The following is an 18582-nucleotide window of genomic DNA, read 5'->3' as shown; positions in this document are numbered from 1 at the left end:
TAGCGGCTCCCGGCTTTTGCGGTTGAAGCAAGCTCCCTCGCCACGACGGTACAACCCCTTGGCACCGGGGTTGAAACGCTGTCCGCTCAGCGCACTTTGGCTTCGGCGAGTGTCAATTGCTCCTTGTCGAAATCATCCACATCGATGACTTTGCGCCGCGCCGCCTCGGCCGCGCGCAAGGTCTGCGCTTCACCGGCTTGCAGCACACCCGCTTCCAGGGCTGCGTCGATGAGGGGTTCGCCCGGCGCTGGGTTGAGCTGACCCTGCTTGAGCGCGACGTGCAGTTTCTTGTGCAGCGGATGAGCGGCGGCCAGCAGGTCGGCAGCGTATTGCAGGGCGCCCACCGGGTCGTCGATCGATTGCGGGCGATAGCAGCCCTGCAGCAGCTCTTCGAGGGTCGGATCACCCTTGGGCCGGCCGATGACCGCCGCCACCTCGGCGTCGAGCCTGTCGCTCGGGCCCTTGTGACGCCGACCGAAGGGGAACACCACCAGGCGCAACAGACAACCCAGCACCCGGTTCGGGAAGTTGCTCAGCAGTTCATCCAGCGCACGCTCCGACTGGCCCAGGCTTTCCTCCATGGCCCAGGTGAACAGCGGTGTCATGTGGTCCGGCGAGTCCAGGTCGTGATAGCGCTTGAGCGCTGCGGAGGCCAGGTACAGGTTGCTCAATACGTCGCCCAGGCGGGCCGACAAGCGTTCCCGGCGTTTGAGTTCACCCCCCAGCAGCATCATGCTCAGGTCCGCCAGCAGGGCGAACGCCGCAGCCTGCCGGTTGAGGGCGCGAAAATAACCCTGGCTCAAGGCATTGCCGGGGGCCTTCTCGAAATGCCCCAGGCCGAGGTTAAGCACCAGGGTGCTGGCGGCGTTACTCACGGCAAAACCAATGTGCTTGAGCAATAAGGCGTCGAACTCGACCAGTGCCTGGTCCTTGTCTTCGCGGCTTGCCAGGGCCATTTCCTTGAGCACGAACGGATGGCAGCGAATGGCGCCCTGGCCAAAGATCATCAGGTTGCGCGACAGGATGTTCGCGCCTTCGACCGTGATGAAGATCGGCGCACCTTGCCAACTGCGACCCAGGTAATTGTTCGGGCCCATGATGATGCCCTTGCCGCCATGCACGTCCATGGCGTGGCTGATGCACTCGCGGCCGCGTTCGGTCAGGTGGTACTTGAGAATGGCCGACAGCACCGAAGGCTTTTCCCCCAGGTCCACGGCGTTGGCGGTCAGCATGCGTGCGGCATCCATCATCCAGGCGTTGCCACCGATGCGTGCCATGGCTTCCTGGATACCTTCGAACGCCGACAACGGTACGTTGAATTGCTCGCGCACCTGGGCGTACTGGCCCGTTACCAGGCTGGTGAACTTTGCAGCACCGGTACCCACCGCCGGCAGGGAAATCGAGCGTCCGACCGACAGGCAGTTCATCAGCATCATCCAGCCCTTGCCGAGCATGTCCTGGCCGCCAATGAGGAAGTCCAGCGGGATGAACACGTCCTTGCCCCAGTTCGGCCCGTTCATGAACGCGGCGCCAAGGGGCAGGTGACGGCGGCCGATATGCACGCCAGGGGTGTCGGTGGGAATCAAGGCGAGGCTGATGCCCAGGTCTTCTTGCTCACCCAGCAGGTGGTCGGGGTCATACGCCTTGAAGGCCAGGCCCAGGAGGGTGGCTACCGGACCGAGGGTGATGTAGCGCTTTTCCCAGTTCAGGCGCAGGCCCAATGTTTCCTGGCCCTCCCATTCACCCTTGCAGATGACGCCAGTGTCGGGCATCGCCCCGGCGTCGGAGCCGGCCAGCGGCCCGGTCAGGGCGAAGCAGGGAATGTCGTCGCCACGGGCCAGTCGCGGCAGGTAATGGTCGCGTTGCTCATCAGTGCCGTAGTGCAGGAGCAGTTCCGCCGGGCCGAGGGAATTGGGGACCATCACGGTGGAGGCCAGGTCGCCGCTGCGCGTGGCCAGTTTCATTGCCACCTGGGAGTGGGCATAGGCGGAGAACCCCTTGCCGCCGTATTCCTTGGGAATGATCAACGCGAAGAACCCGTGCTCCTTGATATGGGCCCAGGCTTCAGGCGGCAGGTCCATGGCCTGGCCGATCTGCCAGTCGCTGACCATTGCGCAGAGGGCTTCGGTGGGGCCGTCGAGGAACGCCTGCTCCTCCTCGGTGAGTTGCACCTTGGGGTAGGCCAGCAGCAAGTCCCAGTCCGGGCGGCCGCTGAACAGTTCGCCGTCCCACCAGACCGTGCCGGCGTCGATGGCGTCGCGCTCGGTCTCGGACATGGGCGGCAGGGTTTTCTGGAACCAGTCGAACATCGGCGCACTGAAGTACCGGCGGCGCAGGTCCGGTAGCAGCAGCGGGGCCGCGACGGCTGCGAGTGCCACCCAGAGGATCAGCAGCAGCCAGCCGGGCGCATGGCTGAAAATGCCCATGGCCAACAGATAGACCGCGACGATACCCAGCGCGGGCAGCGGGTCGGTGCGCCGATGCGCCAGCCAGGCGATCCCGACGACCAGGACCAGTATCCACAACAACAGCATATGTAATCCTCCGTGAACCAAGGCAAAACCGACCTTCAGAGCTTAGACGGCATCTGCAAAACCGGCGGTCAGCGCGATGTGATTGATTTCGTGGGAAACCCTGGGTGCATTGCGCCAGTCTGGTTGGCAACAGCCGTGGGAAATCGTTCGTTAACAAGGTGAGAAAACGCCATTGTTTGGCCGGAATGCCGTTATCGCTGGGCCGGGGCGGTGGATAAACTCGTGGTTCCCGATGCCAGTTCGCCAACCACTGTTGTGGCGAGGGAACTTGCTCCCGCTGGGCTGCGTAGCGGCCCCCAACTTTTACGGTTGCTGCGCAACCGAGCGGGAGCAAGCTCCCTCGCCACAAGGACCTGGTTCGGCATTACCTGCGGTGATGTTTCCCGAGAGGTCTTTCCTTATATGCAGCAATACCTGAACCCCGGCCGCTTCATCGACAGCGATCACCCCGCGGTCATCGACTTTACCGAAACCCACCGCGGCGCCGAGCGCGACCCGCAGGCCCAGGCGGTCAGCCTGTATTACGCCGTGCGCGAGGCGGTGCGCTACAACCCCTACACCTTCAGTCGCGACCCGGCGACCCTGCGCGGCAGTTACGCGCTGGCTGCAGGCGAAAGCTATTGCGTGCCCAAGGCCACCTTGCTGGCCGGTTGCGCCCGGCATTGCGGCATCCCGGCGCGCATCGGCCTGGCGGATGTGCGCAATCACCTGTCTACGCCGCGCTTGCTGGAATTGCTCAGGAGCGACGTGTTCGCCATGCACGGTTATACCGAGCTGTACCTGAACGACCGCTGGGTCAAGGCCACGCCGGCATTCAACCAGGGGCTGTGCGAGTTGTTCGACGTGGCCCCGCTGGAGTTCGACGGTCGCCATGACAGCGTGTTCCACCCGTTCAATCGGCAAGGGGCAAAGCTGATGGAGTACATCACCGACCACGGCCAGTTCGCCGATGTGCCCGAAGCGTTCTTCTTCGAGCACCTGGAAAAATGCTACCCGCACCTGTTCGGCGCGCAGGTGCCGCGCTTGCTCGGCGACATGCAGGGTGATTTGAGTCGTGTCTGATCCGGCGTATGCTGCTGCGGCATTTATCCATCGAGGGACGCCGTGATGCTGAAGATATGGGGCCGGAAAAATTCATCGAATGTGCGCAAGGCGTTGTGGTGCGCAGAAGAGTTGGGGCTGGCCTACGAGGCCATTGATGCGGGCGGGGCATTCGGTGTGGTGGATACGCCCGAGTACCGTGCGAAAAACCCCAATGGTCGGGTGCCGATGATCGAGGACGACGGCTTCGTGCTTTGGGAGTCCAACACTATTGTGCGTTACCTGGCTGCTCGCCATGCGTCGGGTTCGGCCTGGTATCCCGCTGACGTACAGGCACGGGCCCAGGCTGAAAAATGGATGGACTGGACCACCTCCAGTTTTGCCGCACCGTTTCGCACGGTGTTCTGGGGCGTCTTGCGCACCCCGGCCGAGCAACAGGATTGGACGGCCATCAATGCGGCGATCAAGGAGTGCGACGATTTGCTGGCCATGGTCGAGCGCACCTTGAGTGAGCAGCCCTACCTGTCGGGTGATGAAATCGGCATGGGCGACATTCCCCTGGGCAGTTTCATTTATGCCTGGTTCGAGATGCCCATCCAGCGCGCCGAGCTACCTGCCGTGCAGGCCTGGTACGCGCGATTGCAGCAGCGTCCGGCCTACCGCAAAGCTGTCATGACCGCGTTGACTTAATACTTACTATCGACACACTTGACTGTACTTGTGCGGCGACGCCAAGCACCATTGCCTTCGTGCGCCGTGGTTGCATTGCTCGCCGCCCGCCCTTATCTAGTCTTTTCTTCCCTCCCTTCTTGGTGCGTAATCCGATATGAGTTCCGCTCTGTCCATCCGGCAGCTAACCAAAACCTACGGCAACGGTTTCCAGGCCTTGAGTGGTATCGATCTGGATGTCGCCGAAGGTGACTTTTTCGCCTTGCTCGGCCCGAACGGTGCCGGCAAATCCACCACCATCGGCATTCTTTCCACCTTGGTGAACAAGACCAGCGGCACGGTGAACGTGTTCGGTCACGACCTGGACCGCGAGCCTGCCGCCCTCAAGCGCTGCATTGGCGTGGTGCCCCAGGAATTCAATTTCAACCAGTTCGAAAAGACTTTCGACATCGTCGTGACCCAGGCCGGTTACTACGGCATTCCGCCGAAGATCGCCAACGAGCGCGCCGAGCAGTACCTGACCCAATTGGGCCTGTGGGACAAGCGTGACGTGCCGTCCCGTTCACTGTCCGGCGGCATGAAGCGTCGCCTGATGATTGCCCGCGCACTGGTGCATGAGCCGCGCCTGCTGATCCTCGACGAACCGACTGCCGGCGTGGACATCGAACTGCGTCGTTCGATGTGGACCTTCCTCACCGAGCTGAACCAGAAAGGCATCACCATCATCCTTACCACCCATTACCTGGAAGAGGCTGAGCAGTTGTGCCGCAACATCGGCATCATCGACCACGGCACCATCGTCGAGAACACCAGCATGCGCCAGTTGCTCAGCCAACTGCATGTGGAAACCTTCCTGCTGGACCTGAAAAACGACCTGGCGACGGCGCCCCAGCTCATGGGTTATCCGGCCCGCCTGGTAGACAGCCACACCCTGGAAGTCCAGGTCGACAAAGCCGTGGGCATCACCGGGCTGTTCACCCAACTGGCCCTGCAAAACATTGAAGTGCTGAGCCTGCGCAACAAAACCAATCGCCTCGAGGAGTTGTTCGTGTCCCTGGTGGAGAAAAATCTGGCGAAGGTGGCGGTATGAGCATGAGTTCCGAGCTGCGCCCCAACCTCATCGCCCTCAATACCATCGTTTACCGTGAAGTCCGGCGTTTCATGCGGATCTGGCCACAGACGCTGCTGCCACCGGCCATCACCATGGTCTTGTACTTCGTGATCTTCGGTAATCTGATCGGCCGGCAGATCGGCGACATGGGTGGCTTCACGTACATGGACTACATCGTGCCGGGGCTGATCATGATGTCGGTGATCACCAACTCCTACGGCAACGTGGTGTCGAGTTTCTTCGGCAGCAAGTTCCAGCGTTCGATCGAAGAACTGATGGTCTCGCCGGTGTCGCCCCATACGATCCTCATCGGCTACACCCTGGGCGGTGTCCTGCGCGGCCTGGCGGTGGGCCTGATCGTGACCCTGCTGTCGTTGTTCTTCACCCATTTGCAGGTGCATCACCTGGGCGTGACGGTATTGGTGGTGGTGCTCACGGCCACGATCTTTTCGCTGCTGGGGTTCATCAATGCCGTGTTTGCGCGCAACTTCGATGACATCTCCATCATCCCGACGTTCGTGCTCACGCCGCTGACTTACCTGGGCGGGGTGTTCTACTCGATCTCCCTGCTGCCGCCGTTCTGGCAGACCGTGTCCCTGGCCAACCCGGTGCTGCACATGGTCAACGCCTTTCGCTATGGCATTCTCGGGGTGTCGGACATCAAGATCAGCATCGCGATCACCTTCATGCTGGTGGCGACCGTGGTGCTTTACATCGGTTGCGCGCGGTTGCTGGTCAGCGGGCGCGGGATGCGTACCTAACATTCCTTGTGGGGGGCGAGCCTGCTCGCGATAGCACCAGTACGAACACCCCAAAAAAGGCCTCCATTCCCAGACAAGCGGTTCAGTCAAGAAAATGATGGACCTGTGGCGAGGGAGCTTGCTCCCGCTCGGCTGCGAAGCAGTCGTAAATCGGCGGGTGCGGTGTGTCTGATACTCCACATCTGGCAGGTTTTGGGGCCGCTTCGCGGCCCAGCGGGAGCAAGCTCCCTCGCCACGGGGTTGTCGATTGCCTTAAGTGAACAGCATGACCCTTCCCGGGAGGCCTTTTTGCGTCTCACATCCGGCTTTTCTTGCGCCGCCGCCACTGTCGGGCCACCCACCAGCGCCAGTAACTCATGGTGACGAAGTAGGCGAGGGCGCCGAGTACCAGGCCGGTCACCACCGAGCCGAGCAGGAACGGCTGCCACAAGGTGGACAACTGGCCACTGATCCATTCCCAGGTCAGCTCATCGGGCAGCGTCCGGGCGGGCACGTCCATCAGCCAGGCGCCGGTCTGATAGGTGCAGAAAAACACCGCCGGCATGGTGATCGGATTGGTCAGCCACACCAGGCTCACCGCAATCGGCATATTGCCGCGCACCGTGACGGCCAATGCGGCGGCCAGCAACATCTGCAGCGGGATTGGCAAGAACGCGGCAAACAGGCCAACAGCCATCGCCCGGGCGACAGAGTGCCGATTGAGGTGCCAAAGGTTGGGATCGTGCAGCAGCGTGCCGAGAAAACGTAAGGACTTATGTTCCCGAATGCTCTCTGGGTCTGGCATGTAACGTTTGAATAGGCGCCGGGGCATAAGGCTTCTCGGTCGGTTCAACGCAGTAAGGCCGCAAGTATGTCTGGATTCTACGGCTGGCAGATTCAGACTTTGTGACAATTGATAACGCCAGCGGTGCCGTGGACCGTCTATGCCTGAAGAGGGCACTCTCAAGGACGGGTTATGCGCACAGGGTTAGTCGCGCTTGCACTGGGGTTGTTGGCCCCGATTTTTTTGCCGGCACTGCCGCCGTTATGGCTGATTGCAGCCATGCCGGTGCTGGCGCTGATGGCGTTGCCGTTTCGAACCTATCCTCTGGGTTTTTTCCTGTTCGGGCTGGCCTGGGCCTGCCTGTCGGCGCAGTTTGCGCTGGACGATCGGTTACCCATCGCGCTCGACGGCGAAACCCGCTGGGTCGAGGGACGAGTGGTCGGTTTGCCGCAGCAGGGCGAAGGCGTGGTGCGCTTCGAACTGGCCGATGTGCATTCGCGCCGTACCCGTCTACCGACGGCGATGCGCCTCGCCTGGTTCGGGGGGCCGCCTGTAAACAGCGGCGAACGATGGCGATTGGCAGTGAAGCTCAAGCGGCCCGCCGGGTTGTTGAACCCGCACGGCTTCGACTATGCCGCCTGGTTGTTGAGCCGCGGCGTTGGTGCGACCGGTACCGTCAAGGACGGGCATCTCCTGCACGCGGCCCGGGGTGCCTGGCGTGACGAGGTGCGCCAGGCGTTGGCACAGGTTGACGCCCATGGCCGCTCCGGCGCGCTGGCGGCCTTGGTCCTGGGCGACGGCGGCGGGCTGAGTCGCGAGGATTGGCAGGTGCTGCAAGACACCGGCACCGTCCACTTGCTGGTGATCTCCGGGCAGCACATCGGCCTGCTTGCCGGCCTGGTGTACCTGTTGGTGGCCGGAGCGGCGCGTTATGGCCTGTGGCCGGCGGGGCTGGCGTGGTTGCCTTGGGCCTGTGCGCTGGCCTTTTGCGCCGCCCTGGGCTACGGCTTGCTCGCCGGCTTCGAGGTGCCGGTGCGGCGGGCCTGCGCGATGATTGGCCTGGTGTTGCTGTGGCGCTTGCGTTTCAAGCAGCCAGATCCGTGGTGGGCATGGCTGCTGGCCTTCGTCGGGGTGCTGGTGTTCGACCCGCTTGCCAGCTTGCGGCCAGGGTTCTGGTTGTCGTTTGCAGCCGTGGCCATATTGATGTTCACCTTTGGCGCCCGCCTGGGGCCCTGGCGCTGGTGGCAAACCTGGACCCGTGCCCAGTGGCTGGTAGCGCTTGGCCTGTGTCCGTTGTTGTTGATCGTGGGCTTGCCGGTCAGCCTCAGCGGGCCGTTGGTGAACTTGCTCGCGGTGCCCTGGATCAGCCTGTTGGTATTGCCGCCAGCGCTGCTAGGCACTGCATTGTTGCCGGTGCCGTTCATGGGCGAAGGCCTGCTGTGGATCGCCGGCGGGCTGTTGGATCTGCTGTTCAAGGGGCTGACGCTGGTTGCCGGACGGATGCCGGCCTGGGTCCCTGCTGCGGTCCCGCCCTGGGCCTTGGCTATCGCCGTCCTCGGTGCTTTTTTGCTGCTGTTGCCCAAAGGTGTGCCGCAACGTCTACTGGGCTGGCCGATGGTGTTGCTGATGGTCTTTCCACCGCAAGAACACCTGCCGCAAGGGCACGCCGAGATCTGGCAACTGGACGTGGGCCAAGGGCTGGCGGTGCTGGTGCGGACCCGGCGGCACACCCTGCTTTACGACGCCGGACCGCGCTTTGGCGAGGCTGACGCGGGCGAGCGGGTCGTACTGCCGACCTTGCGCAAACTGGGTGTGCGCAGCTTGGACCTGATGTTGCTCAGCCACGCCGACGCCGATCACGCTGGCGGTGCCCGCGCCGTGCGCAAGGAGCTGCCGACGCTGGAGGTGATCAGCGGCGATCCCGACGCGCTCCCCGCCGAGCTGCTGGCCGGGCCTTGCGACAGTGGCAGGCGCTGGGAATGGGACGGGGTCGGGTTCGAACTGTGGCGGTGGGCCTCTGCTGTCGAGAGCAACCAGAAGTCCTGCGTCTTGCTGGTGGAGGCCGGTGGTGAGCGCCTGCTGCTGACCGGCGATATCGACACGCATGCCGAGCGCGCCTTGCTCGACGAAGCCCTGGCGGCGCCGATCCAGTGGCTGGCCGCGCCGCACCACGGTAGCCGCAGTTCGTCGTCGATGGCGTTGCTGTCGCGCCTCAAGCCGCATTCGGTATTGATCTCCCGAGGGCAGGGCAACGCGTTCGGCCACCCTCATCCCCAGGTGATGGCCCGGTATCGGCGCTCGGGCCTGACGATATACGACAGTGCCGAGCAGGGCGCCATTCGTCTGCAACTGGGCGCTTTCGAGCGGCCGCGTACCGAGGCCGGGCATCGCCGATACTGGCGTGATCCGCCAGCAGTCGGGGCACCGGGGCAATATTGATCCAGCGCAATCGGCTGATGCGCTTATCGGTGGGGCGGGTCTGCAAGGCGAGTCGGTGTGATAAAGTGGCGCACTTTTTCGAGGGGGCAGTCACTGTGTGGGAATTGGTCAAATCCGGCGGCTGGATGATGTTGCCGATCATTCTGAGTTCCATCGTGGCACTGGGTATCGTTGCCGAACGCCTGTGGACCCTGCGGGCCAGCCGCGTGACCCCGGAGCATCTGCTCGGGCAGGTCTGGGTCTGGATCAAGGACAAGCAACTGAACAAGGACAAGCTCAAGGAGCTGCGGGCCAGTTCCCCCTTGGGGGAAGTCCTCGCCGCCGGCCTGGCGAACTCCAAGCATGGTCGCGAGATCATGAAGGAGTGCATCGAGGAAGCTGCCGCCCGGGTCATCCACGAACTGGAGCGCTATATCAATACCCTGGGCACCATCGCCGCCATGTCCCCGCTGCTGGGCCTGCTGGGTACGGTGCTGGGCATGATCGACATCTTCAGTGCGTTTACCGGCTCCGGCATGACCGCTAACGCCGCAGTACTGGCGGGGGGCATTTCCAAGGCTTTGATCACCACCGCCGCCGGCCTGATGGTGGGTATTCCGGCTGTGTTCTTCCATCGGTTCCTGCAACGCCGTGTCGACGAGTTGGTGGTCGGTATGGAGCAGGAAGCGATCAAGCTGGTCGAGGTGGTGCAAGGTGACCGTGACGTGGACCTGGCTGGGGGCAAGAAGTGAAATTCCGCCGCAAGCCACGGGAAAACATCGAGATCAACCTTGCATCGCTGATCGACGTGGTGTTCATCCTGCTGCTGTTTTTCGTCGTGACCACCACGTTCACCCGGGAAACCCAGCTCAAGGTTGAATTGCCACAGGCCGTCAGCGGCTCGCCGGCCGAAGACCAGCAACTGAAGAATCTGGAAATCACCATCAGCGCCGAAGGGGCGTTCTCGGTGAACAACCAATTGCTGCCCAAGAGCGACCTGGCGAGCCTGATCGAGGCCCTGCAGAAAGAATCCGGCGGCGACACCAACCTGCCGCTGTCCATCAGCGCCGACGGCAAGACCCCTCATCAATCGGTGATCACCGCCATGGACGCGGCCGGCAAGCTCGGTTTCAGCCATCTGCGCATGACCACGGTCGAGGCGGCCCCCGCACCCTGATGGCCATGTCCGATCGATTGCTTGCCGCGTGGTACGAAGGTCACCCGGCCCTGACGTTGTTGCGGCCGCTGGAGTGGTTGTACCGACGGGTGGTGGTGGGCAAGCGCGAGCGTTTCCTGGCGGGCGAAGGCCACATCTACCAGCCCCCCGTGCCGTTGGTGGTGGTGGGCAATATCACGGTCGGTGGCACCGGCAAGACACCGTTGATCCTGTGGATGATCCAGCACTGCCAGCGCAGTGGCCTGCGGGTCGGCGTGGTCAGCCGGGGTTACGGCGCCAAGCCGCCGCAGTTGCCATGGCGGGTCGCGGCCGAGCAGGGCGCCGACATCGCGGGTGATGAGCCACTGTTGATCGTCCAGCGCACAGGTGTGCCGTTGATGATCGACCCTGATCGCAGTCGCGCGATCCAGGCGCTGCTGGAGGCCGAACCACTGGACCTGATCCTGTCCGACGACGGCATGCAGCATTATCGGATGGCCCGGGACCTCGAGCTGGTGTTGATAGACAACGCCCGCGGCTTGGGCAACCGCCGTTGTCTGCCTGCAGGGCCGTTGCGCGAGCCGGTCGAGCGCCTGCAATCGGTCGACGCGGTGCTGTACAACGGCGCCAGTGCCGACCGTGAAGACGGTTTCGCCTTCCAATTGCGCCCCACCGCGCTGGTGAACCTGGCCAGCGGCGAGCGGCGTTCCCTCGACCATTTTCCACCCGGCCAGGCCCTGCATGCCGTGGCCGGCATCGGCAATCCCCAGCGTTTCTTCAAGACCCTCGAAACGCTACACTGGCGGCCAATACCGCATGGGTTTGCCGACCACGCCGAATACAGCGCCCAGGCCTTGAGTTTCACGCCATCGCTGCCGGTGGTCATGACGGAAAAGGACGCCGTCAAATGCCGTGCCTTCGCCGCACCCGACTGGTGGTACCTGGCGGTAGACGCCGCGCCGTCACCGGCTTTCGCGGCCTGGTTCGATACGCAGTTGATACGCCTGTTGCCGGATCGGCTTTTGCCTTAAAACCTTTTATCCAGGGGAATTCCATGGACACCAAATTGCTCGATATTCTGGCCTGCCCGGTCTGCAAAGGCCCGCTCAAGCTCAGCGCCGACAAGACCGAACTGATCAGCAAGGGGGCCGGCCTGGCCTACCCGATTCGCGACGGCATCCCGGTGATGCTCGAAAGCGAAGCCCGCACCCTGACCACCGACGAGCGCCTGGATAAATGACCGCAGCCTTTACCGTTGTCATTCCGTCGCGTTTCGCTTCGACGCGCCTGCCCGGCAAGCCGTTGCTGTCGATTGCCGGCAAGCCGATGATTCAGCATGTCTGGGAGCAGGCCTGCAAAAGCAGCGCCCAGCGTGTGGTGGTGGCGACTGACGATGCGCGCATCGTCGAGGCCTGCAAAGGCTTTGGCGCCGAAGTCGTCCTGACGCGTGAAGACCATAATTCCGGCACTGACCGCCTGGCGGAGGTCGCGGCGAAGCTCGGTCTTGCCGCCGACGCTATCGTGGTCAATGTGCAAGGCGACGAGCCGTTGATCCCGCCGAGCGTTATCGATCAGGTCGCCGCCAACCTCGCGGCCCACACCGAGGCGCGCATGGCCACCCTGGCCGAGCCGATCGAGGATGTGCAGACCTTGTTCAATCCCAACGTGGTCAAGGTGGTCAGTGACCTCAATGGCCTGGCGTTGACCTTCAGCCGCGCGACGTTGCCCTGGGCGCGGGACGCATTTGCCCAAAGCCGTGACGTGATGCCGGAAGGCGTGCCATACCGCCGCCACATCGGCATCTATGCCTACCGCGCCGGCTTCCTCCAGGACTTCGTCGCCTGGGGCCCGTGCTGGCTGGAAAACACTGAAGCCCTGGAACAGCTGCGTGCCCTGTGGCACGGCGTGCGGATCCACGTCGCCGATGCGCTGATCGCCCCGCCGACCGGCGTGGACACCGCCGAAGACCTCGAGCGCGTTCGTCGCCTGCTGGAGGCTTGATGCGGGTCCTGTTTGTCTGCCTCGGCAATATCTGCCGCTCGCCCACCGCCGAAGGCATCCTGCGCCACAAGTTGCGTGAGGCCGGGTTGGCCGGGCAGGTGGAAGTCGCTTCCGCCGGCACCGGTGACTGGCACGTCGGCAAGGCTCCGGACAAGCGCAGCCAGGCGGCGGCCCTGAAGCGTGGCTACGACTTGTCGGCCCAGCGTGCGCAACAGGTGACCCGCGCTGATTTCGCCGCCTATGACCTGATCCTGGCGATGGACAGCAGCAACCTGCGCCACCTCAAGGCCTTGCAACCGGCCAATGGCAAGGCCGAGCTGGACCTGTTCCTGCGGCGCTACGAAGCTGAACTCGACGATGTGCCGGACCCGTACTACGACGGCGAACAAGGCTTCGAACAAGTGCTGGACCTGATCGAGCGCGCTACCGATCGCCTGGTGATCGAATTGAAGGGGCGGTTATGACCTTGCAGGTGCGGGCGGGCGTCAGCCTCAAGCCCTTCAACAGTTTCGGGGTGGACGTCACTGCCCGGTTGTTCGCCGAAGCCCACAGCGATGGTGATGTTCGCGAGGCGTTGGCTTATGCCGCCGAACATGCCGTGCCATTGTTGGTAATAGGGGGCGGCAGCAACCTGTTGCTGACCGGCGACATCGACGCGCTGGTGCTGCGCATGGCCAGCCACGGTATTCGCCTGCTCAGCGATGACGGCGAACGCGTAGTGGTCGAAGCCGAAGCAGGGGAGCCCTGGCACCCGTTCGTCCAGCACACGTTGGCGCAGGGCTGGTCCGGATTGGAGAACCTCAGTCTGATCCCCGGTACTGTGGGCGCGGCACCGATGCAAAACATCGGCGCCTACGGTGTGGAGATCAAGGACGTCTTCGCCGGCCTCACCGCGCTGGATCGCCAGACCGGCGAGCTGCGCGATTTCAGCCTTGAAGACTGTCGGTTCGCTTATCGCGACAGCCTGTTCAAACAGCAAGCGGGTCGCTGGTTGATCCTGCGGGTGCGCTTCGCCCTCAGTCGCGCCGCACACTTGCATCTGGAGTACGGTCCGGTTCGCCAGCGATTGACCGAGCAGGGCATCGAGCAGGCGACACCCACCGACGTGAGCCGGGCCATTTGCAGCATCCGCAGCGAAAAACTCCCGGACCCGGCCGTGCTGGGCAATGCCGGCAGCTTCTTCAAGAACCCGCTGGTGCCGGCTACGCACGTAGCGCACCTCAAACTGCAATACCCTGACCTGGTGGCTTATCCGCAGCCTGAAGGGCAGATGAAAATCGCCGCCGGCTGGTTGATCGAACGGGCCGGCTGGAAGGGCTTTCGCGAAGGTGATGCCGGGGTGCACAAGTTGCAGGCGTTGGTGTTGGTCAACTACGGCAACGCCACGGGCCCGCAACTTCTGGACTTGGCCCTGCGCATCCAGAAAGACATTGCCGAGCGTTTCCAGGTCGAGCTGGAAATGGAACCCAATCGGTACTGAGCGCGGTGGGAGCAAAGCTTGCTCGCGATCAACTGAACAACGCCCTGCCACAATCACGCACAGATTATTTGTGCAGGATTGTGCAGGGCGTTTTGCGTGATCCTGGGTTAATTTAGCCTCCTAACGATGCGACCATCGCATCCCAAAGGCCCGATGCAGACGCCTGCGTGCGCCGGCATAAGAGAGCCCGATCAGCCTGAGTCAGTCTGCGACAACCGAACCGTCAACCCAGCGGCAGATTGCTCGACCCCATAACTCGATAACTATGCGGGCGTGCCCATGATTACCCTGAAACTCAATGGAAAAGACCATCAACTGGATGTGACCGAGGACATGCCGCTGCTGTGGGCTATCCGGGATGTGGCCGGTTACAACGGCACCAAATTCGGCTGCGGCATGGGCCTGTGCGGCGCGTGCACCATCCACATCGACGGCGCCCCGGCGCGCAGTTGCATTACGCCAATCGGTTCTGTGAATGGACAAAATGTCAGCACCATAGACGAACTTCATGTCGATCCGGTTGGGCAAATCGTCCAGAAGGCCTGGCTCGACACAGCAGTGGCCCAGTGCGGTTACTGCCAGGGCGGGCAGATCATGTCGGCGACCGCCTTGCTCAAGACCAACCCCAACCCGAGTGATGAGCAGATCGAAGAAGCCATGGTCGGCAACATCTGCCGTTGCGGCACCTACAACCGGATCAAGACCGCGATCCGCCAGGCCTCCACTCACCTGAAGGAGGCCAAGGCATGAGCCGCTTGCCCGATGATTTTGTCCTGAGCAACCTCAGCCGTCGCGGCTTCCTCAAAGGCGCGAGTGCCGCCGGTGTGCTGGTACTGGCGGCCACGTGGGGGCTGCCGGAGGCCTTTGCCGAGGAAAAGAAATTCGGTGCCGAGGGCATGCCCCATGGCGCGGTCGACGACCCGAAGGTGTACGTCAGCATTGCCACCGATGGCAGCGTGACCGTGATCTGCAACCGTTCGGAAATGGGGCAGGGTGTGCGTACCAGCCTGAGCATGGTCGTGGCCGATGAGCTGGAGGCCGACTGGGCGCGAGTAAAGGTGCAACAGGCGCCGGCCGATGAGGCGCGCTTCGGCAACCAGGACACCGACGGTTCACGCAGCATGCGTCATTGGTACGAGCCGATGCGCCGTTGCGGTGCTGCCGCCCGGACCATGTTGGAACTGGCCGCCGCCGCGCAGTGGAAGGTGCCGGTGGATGAATGCCATGCCCAACTGCACAAGGTGCTGCACCAGCCTTCGGGGCGTGAACTGGGTTATGGCGAATTGGCCGCCGCCGCCAGTGCCCTGGCGGTGCCGAGCCGTGGCAGCCTGCGCCTCAAGCAGCCATCGGAGTTCCGCTACATCGGCAAGGAGGCGAGCCGGGCCATCGATGGCGCAGACATCGTCAACGGTCGTGCCGTGTTTGGTGCCGATGTGCATTTCGACGGCATGCTCTATGCCGTCATCGCGCGTCCGCCGGTCTATGGTGGCAAGGTCAAGAGCGTGGACAGCAGCGCCGCGCTGAAAGTACCGGGCGTGGTCAAGGTGGTGCAGATCGAAGGGCGCCCGCTGCCCTCGGAATTCCAACCGTTGGGCGGCGTGGCGGTGGTGGCGAAGAACACCTGGGCGGCGATCAAGGGCCGCGAAGCGTTGAAAATCCAATGGGACGACGGCCCGAATGCCGGTTATGACTCCATTGCCTATCGCAAGGAGCTGGAAGCGGCGGCCCTCAAGCCCGGAAAAGTCGTGCGCAGCAGCGGCGATCTCGACGATGCACTGGCCAAGGCTGATTCGACGTTGGAAGCATCGTATTACTTGCCGCACCTGTCCCAATCACCGATGGAACCGATGGTTGCCGTCGCCCGGTTCAAGGACGGCCAATGCGAGGCCTGGGCACCGAGCCAGGCCCCGCAGGTGACCCGTGAACGTGTCGCTGAACGCCTGGGCATTCCTTTCGAGAAGGTCACGGTGAACATCACGTTGTTGGGCGGCGGTTTCGGACGCAAGTCCAAACCCGACTTTGTCGTCGAAGCGGCCGTGCTCGCCAAGGAATTTCCCGGCCAGGCAATACGGGTGCAATGGACCCGTGAAGACGACATCCATCACTCGTATTTCCACACGGTATCGGCCGAATACCTCAAGGCCGGCCTGAACCAGGACGGTATGCCGTCCGGCTGGTTGCACCGCACCGTGGCCCCGAGCATCACCGCACTGTTTGCGCCGGGCATGACCCACGAGGCGCCGTTCGAAATAGGCATGGGCGTGACCAACATGGCTTATGCCATCCCGAACCTGCGCCTGGAGAATCCCGAAGCGGTGGCCCATGCCCGGGTGGGTTGGTATCGCTCGGTGTCGAACATCCCCCATGGTTTCGCGATCCAGAGTTTCATCGACGAATTGGCCCACAAGGCCGGCCAGGATCCGCTGAAGTACCAGGTCAAATTGCTTGGCCCGGACCGCAAGATCGATCCGCGTAGCTTGAGCGAAGAGTGGAACTATGGCGAATCCCCCGAGCGCTATCCGATTGATACCGCGCGGATCCGCACGGTGCTGGAAACCGCTGCCAAGGCCGCCGGTTGGGGCCGGGAACTGCCCAAGGGCCGTGGCCTGGGCTTGGCCGTGCACTACAGCTTCGTCACTTACGTGGCGGCGGTGATCGACGTAGAGGTCAAGGACGACGGCACGGTGATCGTGCACAAGGCGGACATCGCCGTGGATTGCGGTCCGCAGATCAACCCCGAGCGCATCCGTTCCCAGTTCGAGGGCGCCTGCGTCATGGGGCTAGGCAATGCCATGGTGGGGGAAATCAGTTTCAAGGATGGCAAGGTGCAGCAGGACAATTTCCACATGTACGAGGTGGCGCGCATGTCCCTGGCGCCCAAGGAAGTGGCCGTGCACTTGGTCACGCCGCCGGGTGAGGTGCCGTTGGGCGGTGTCGGCGAGCCGGGTGTGCCACCGATTGCGCCTGCGCTGTGCAACGCGATTTTCGCCGCCACTGGCAAGCGCATCCGTAACCTGCCTGTACGCTATCAGCTGCAAGGCTGGCAGCAGGCGAAGGCCTGATGGACAGCGTTGATCTGAACGTCCTGCGCAGCGTGCTCGAGTGGCGCCGCGCGGGGCAGCGGGTGGTGCTGTTCACTGTGGTCCAGACCTGGGGCACAGCGCCAAGGCCGCCGGGGGCGATGCTGGCCCTGCGCGAAGATGGCGTGGTGATTGGTTCGGTGTCGGGTGGTTGTGTCGAGGATGACCTGATCGCCCGGCTGCACGACGGTCGGATTCCGGCGGACGGCCCGCCGGTGCAACTGATCACCTATGGCGTCACCCGCGAAGAAGCGGCGCGCTTCGGCCTGCCGTGCGGCGGCACCCTGCGCCTGACCGAAGAGCGGGTGGGCGATCCACACTGGGTCGCGCAATTGCTGGAACGTTGCGAAGCCCATGAGATTGTCGCCCGGGAGCTGACAGTCGCCAGCGGCAACGTGGTCCTGACCCCGGCCAGCAAAACCGACGCCCTGGTGTTCGATGGACAGGTCCTGCGGGCCATATACGGCCCACGTTGGCGGCTGTTGCTGATCGGCGCCGGGCAACTGTCGCGCTACGTGGCGGAAATGGCCCGGTTGCTGGACTTCGAAGTGCTGATTTGCGATCCGCGCAAGGAGTTTGTCTATGGTTGGGAAGAGCAGCATGGCCGCTTCGTCTCGGGGATGCCCGACGAAGCCGTGTTGAGCATCCAGACCGACGAGCGCACCGCCATTGTGGCGCTGACCCATGATCCACGCCTGGATGACATGGCGCTGCTCACGGCCCTGGACTCCAAGGCCTTTTATGTCGGCGCCCTGGGCTCGCGAGTCAACAGCCAGAAGCGCCGGGATAATCTGGCTCAGCTAGGCTTGTCAGCACAGGCCATTGAACGCTTGCATGGACCCATCGGCCTGCACATCGGCAGCCACACCCCGGCGGAAATCGCCTTGTCGTTGCTGGCCGAGATCGTGGCCATCAAGAATGGCGTTGAACTGCGGCAGAAAAAGCCGTTGTAAGCCGCGGGGGAGGAGGGCGTATGAGCGAGTCGATAGGCGTGATCATTCTCGCGGCCGGATCGGGCAGTCGTTTCCGTCAGGTGGCCGGCCCCGACAAGGATAAGTTGCTGGCCGATTGCACCGGGCGGGACGGTGCCGTCCGTTCGGTGATCGAGCAGGTGCTGGTGAACTTGCCTGCCTCCCTGCAAAAGCGCGTCCTGGTGACGAGCCAGGATCGTCCGCAAGCCATCCGCATGGCCCAAGCCTATGGCTGCGATTTCGTGGCGCTGGACTCTCCCGGTCTGGGGGACAGCATCGCGGCCGGTGTCCAGGCTTGCCCGGACCTTGCTGGCTGGTTGATGGTACTGGGTGATATGCCTTTCATCCTGCCGTCGACTATCGAGCAGGTGGCGGCGAGGATTCGCGAGGATGGCATCAGTGTGCCGGTCCTCTCCGGCGAATACGGGCATCCGGTGGGATTCGGCCGTGCGTTTGGCCCAAGACTGATGGCACTGACTGGAGATCGCGGTGCCAAGGCATTGTTTGCCGGGGCGCAAGTGGTCGAGGTGCCGGTGGATGACCCTGGCGTGACGTGGGATGTCGATGTGCCAGAGGCATTGGCCTTCAAATAACAAA

At 63.2% G+C, this 18582-nt stretch carries 18 protein-coding genes; 16 read left to right on the top strand and 2 right to left on the bottom strand.

Going from position 1 to position 18582, the window contains the following annotated elements; translation table 11 throughout:
- Positions 1-86: 86 nt before the first annotated feature.
- Complete coding sequence (locus BLT00_RS23740) at positions 87-2534, bottom strand: acyl-CoA dehydrogenase (RefSeq protein ID WP_092150145.1); 2448 nt, start codon at positions 2532-2534, stop codon at positions 87-89.
- 402 nt (positions 2535-2936) lie between these two features.
- Between BLT00_RS23740 and BLT00_RS23735 the strand changes: the two genes are divergently transcribed.
- The 4 genes from BLT00_RS23735 (at position 2937) to BLT00_RS23720 (ending at position 6116) form a co-directional block, all read left to right on the top strand.
- A complete protein-coding gene (locus BLT00_RS23735; protein WP_092150142.1) occupies positions 2937-3596 on the top strand; it encodes a transglutaminase-like domain-containing protein in 660 nt (219 codons plus the stop codon).
- A gap of 45 nt (positions 3597-3641) precedes the next feature.
- A complete protein-coding gene (locus BLT00_RS23730) occupies positions 3642-4265 on the top strand; it encodes a glutathione S-transferase family protein (RefSeq protein WP_092150139.1) in 624 nt (207 codons plus the stop codon).
- A 136-nt stretch (positions 4266-4401) separates the two neighbouring features.
- Entirely contained in the window at positions 4402-5334 is a 933-nt protein-coding gene (locus BLT00_RS23725) for an ABC transporter ATP-binding protein (RefSeq protein WP_072347156.1), read from the top strand.
- A gap of 2 nt (positions 5335-5336) precedes the next feature.
- Positions 5337-6116, top strand: a complete 780-nt coding sequence (locus BLT00_RS23720; protein ID WP_072347169.1) for an ABC transporter permease — start codon at positions 5337-5339, stop codon at positions 6114-6116.
- Positions 6117-6411: 295 nt separating this feature from the next.
- On the opposite strand, the gene BLT00_RS23715 is transcribed toward BLT00_RS23720, so the two are convergent.
- Positions 6412-6927, bottom strand: coding sequence for a DUF2062 domain-containing protein (locus tag BLT00_RS23715; protein ID WP_092150130.1), 516 nt, complete (start codon positions 6925-6927; stop codon positions 6412-6414).
- Positions 6928-7071: 144 nt separating this feature from the next.
- Here BLT00_RS23715 and BLT00_RS23710 point away from each other — a divergent pair, with 144 nt between their 5' ends.
- The 12 genes from BLT00_RS23710 (at position 7072) to BLT00_RS23655 (ending at position 18578) form a co-directional block, all read left to right on the top strand.
- On the top strand, positions 7072-9318 hold the full coding sequence (locus BLT00_RS23710) for a DNA internalization-related competence protein ComEC/Rec2 (protein WP_092150127.1): 2247 nt from the start codon (positions 7072-7074) through the stop codon (positions 9316-9318).
- A 95-nt stretch (positions 9319-9413) separates the two neighbouring features.
- Positions 9414-10049, top strand: a complete 636-nt coding sequence (locus tag BLT00_RS23705; RefSeq protein ID WP_161951746.1) for a MotA/TolQ/ExbB proton channel family protein — start codon at positions 9414-9416, stop codon at positions 10047-10049.
- Entirely contained in the window at positions 10046-10474 is a 429-nt protein-coding gene (locus BLT00_RS23700; RefSeq protein WP_013694002.1) for an ExbD/TolR family protein, read from the top strand. Before BLT00_RS23705 ends, BLT00_RS23700 begins: the two co-directional genes overlap by 4 nt.
- A complete protein-coding gene (gene lpxK / locus BLT00_RS23695; protein WP_092150124.1) occupies positions 10474-11484 on the top strand; it encodes a tetraacyldisaccharide 4'-kinase in 1011 nt (336 codons plus the stop codon). The genes BLT00_RS23700 and lpxK overlap by 1 nt, the downstream gene beginning before the upstream one ends.
- A 23-nt stretch (positions 11485-11507) precedes the next feature.
- Positions 11508-11693 carry a Trm112 family protein gene (locus BLT00_RS23690; RefSeq protein WP_003179363.1) on the top strand — a complete coding sequence of 62 codons (186 nt, stop codon included), beginning with the start codon at positions 11508-11510 and terminating at the stop codon, positions 11691-11693.
- Entirely contained in the window at positions 11690-12454 is a 765-nt protein-coding gene (gene kdsB / locus BLT00_RS23685) for a 3-deoxy-manno-octulosonate cytidylyltransferase (protein ID WP_053189634.1), read from the top strand. The genes BLT00_RS23690 and kdsB overlap by 4 nt, the downstream gene beginning before the upstream one ends.
- On the top strand, positions 12454-12918 hold the full coding sequence (locus tag BLT00_RS23680; RefSeq protein WP_072347151.1) for a low molecular weight protein-tyrosine-phosphatase: 465 nt from the start codon (positions 12454-12456) through the stop codon (positions 12916-12918). The genes kdsB and BLT00_RS23680 overlap by 1 nt, the downstream gene beginning before the upstream one ends.
- Complete coding sequence (gene murB / locus BLT00_RS23675; protein WP_092150121.1) at positions 12915-13934, top strand: UDP-N-acetylmuramate dehydrogenase; 1020 nt, start codon at positions 12915-12917, stop codon at positions 13932-13934. Before BLT00_RS23680 ends, murB begins: the two co-directional genes overlap by 4 nt.
- Positions 13935-14213: 279 nt before the next feature.
- The gene (locus BLT00_RS23670) at positions 14214-14684 is read left to right on the top strand and encodes a (2Fe-2S)-binding protein (RefSeq protein ID WP_003204280.1); all 471 of its coding nucleotides are present in this window, start codon (positions 14214-14216) and stop codon (positions 14682-14684) included.
- On the top strand, positions 14681-16996 hold the full coding sequence (locus BLT00_RS23665) for a xanthine dehydrogenase family protein molybdopterin-binding subunit (protein ID WP_092150118.1): 2316 nt from the start codon (positions 14681-14683) through the stop codon (positions 16994-16996). The genes BLT00_RS23670 and BLT00_RS23665 overlap by 4 nt, the downstream gene beginning before the upstream one ends.
- On the top strand, positions 16996-17967 hold the full coding sequence (locus BLT00_RS23660; protein ID WP_063324909.1) for an XdhC family protein: 972 nt from the start codon (positions 16996-16998) through the stop codon (positions 17965-17967). The genes BLT00_RS23665 and BLT00_RS23660 overlap by 1 nt, the downstream gene beginning before the upstream one ends.
- A gap of 20 nt (positions 17968-17987) precedes the next feature.
- Positions 17988-18578 carry a nucleotidyltransferase family protein gene (locus BLT00_RS23655; RefSeq protein ID WP_092150115.1) on the top strand — a complete coding sequence of 197 codons (591 nt, stop codon included), beginning with the start codon at positions 17988-17990 and terminating at the stop codon, positions 18576-18578.
- Positions 18579-18582: the final 4 nt, after the last annotated feature.

The sequence above is a fragment of the Pseudomonas sp. NFACC51 genome, from assembly GCF_900103575.1.
Lineage (GTDB): Bacteria > Pseudomonadota > Gammaproteobacteria > Pseudomonadales > Pseudomonadaceae > Aquipseudomonas > Aquipseudomonas fluorescens_Q.
Note: the sequence above shows the minus strand (reverse complement) of the source record. Positions and strands in the feature narration are given on the sequence as shown.

What these genes read in the sequence shown, in the direction of transcription:
- BLT00_RS23740 (WP_092150145.1), bottom strand. Translation starts at nt 2,534, where the DNA reads ATGCTGTTGTTGTGGATACTGGTCCTGGTCGTCGGGATCGCCTGGCTG.
- BLT00_RS23735 (WP_092150142.1), top strand. Translation starts at nt 2,937, where the DNA reads ATGCAGCAATACCTGAACCCCGGCCGCTTCATCGACAGCGATCACCCC.
- BLT00_RS23730 (WP_092150139.1), top strand. Translation starts at nt 3,642, where the DNA reads ATGCTGAAGATATGGGGCCGGAAAAATTCATCGAATGTGCGCAAGGCG.
- BLT00_RS23725 (WP_072347156.1), top strand. Translation starts at nt 4,402, where the DNA reads ATGAGTTCCGCTCTGTCCATCCGGCAGCTAACCAAAACCTACGGCAAC.
- BLT00_RS23720 (WP_072347169.1), top strand. Translation starts at nt 5,337, where the DNA reads ATGAGTTCCGAGCTGCGCCCCAACCTCATCGCCCTCAATACCATCGTT.
- BLT00_RS23715 (WP_092150130.1), bottom strand. Translation starts at nt 6,927, where the DNA reads ATGCCCCGGCGCCTATTCAAACGTTACATGCCAGACCCAGAGAGCATT.
- BLT00_RS23710 (WP_092150127.1), top strand. Translation starts at nt 7,072, where the DNA reads ATGCGCACAGGGTTAGTCGCGCTTGCACTGGGGTTGTTGGCCCCGATT.
- lpxK (WP_092150124.1), top strand. Translation starts at nt 10,474, where the DNA reads ATGGCCATGTCCGATCGATTGCTTGCCGCGTGGTACGAAGGTCACCCG.
- BLT00_RS23690 (WP_003179363.1), top strand. Translation starts at nt 11,508, where the DNA reads ATGGACACCAAATTGCTCGATATTCTGGCCTGCCCGGTCTGCAAAGGC.
- kdsB (WP_053189634.1), top strand. Translation starts at nt 11,690, where the DNA reads ATGACCGCAGCCTTTACCGTTGTCATTCCGTCGCGTTTCGCTTCGACG.
- BLT00_RS23680 (WP_072347151.1), top strand. Translation starts at nt 12,454, where the DNA reads ATGCGGGTCCTGTTTGTCTGCCTCGGCAATATCTGCCGCTCGCCCACC.
- murB (WP_092150121.1), top strand. Translation starts at nt 12,915, where the DNA reads ATGACCTTGCAGGTGCGGGCGGGCGTCAGCCTCAAGCCCTTCAACAGT.
- BLT00_RS23670 (WP_003204280.1), top strand. Translation starts at nt 14,214, where the DNA reads ATGATTACCCTGAAACTCAATGGAAAAGACCATCAACTGGATGTGACC.
- BLT00_RS23665 (WP_092150118.1), top strand. Translation starts at nt 14,681, where the DNA reads ATGAGCCGCTTGCCCGATGATTTTGTCCTGAGCAACCTCAGCCGTCGC.
- BLT00_RS23660 (WP_063324909.1), top strand. Translation starts at nt 16,996, where the DNA reads ATGGACAGCGTTGATCTGAACGTCCTGCGCAGCGTGCTCGAGTGGCGC.
- BLT00_RS23655 (WP_092150115.1), top strand. Translation starts at nt 17,988, where the DNA reads ATGAGCGAGTCGATAGGCGTGATCATTCTCGCGGCCGGATCGGGCAGT.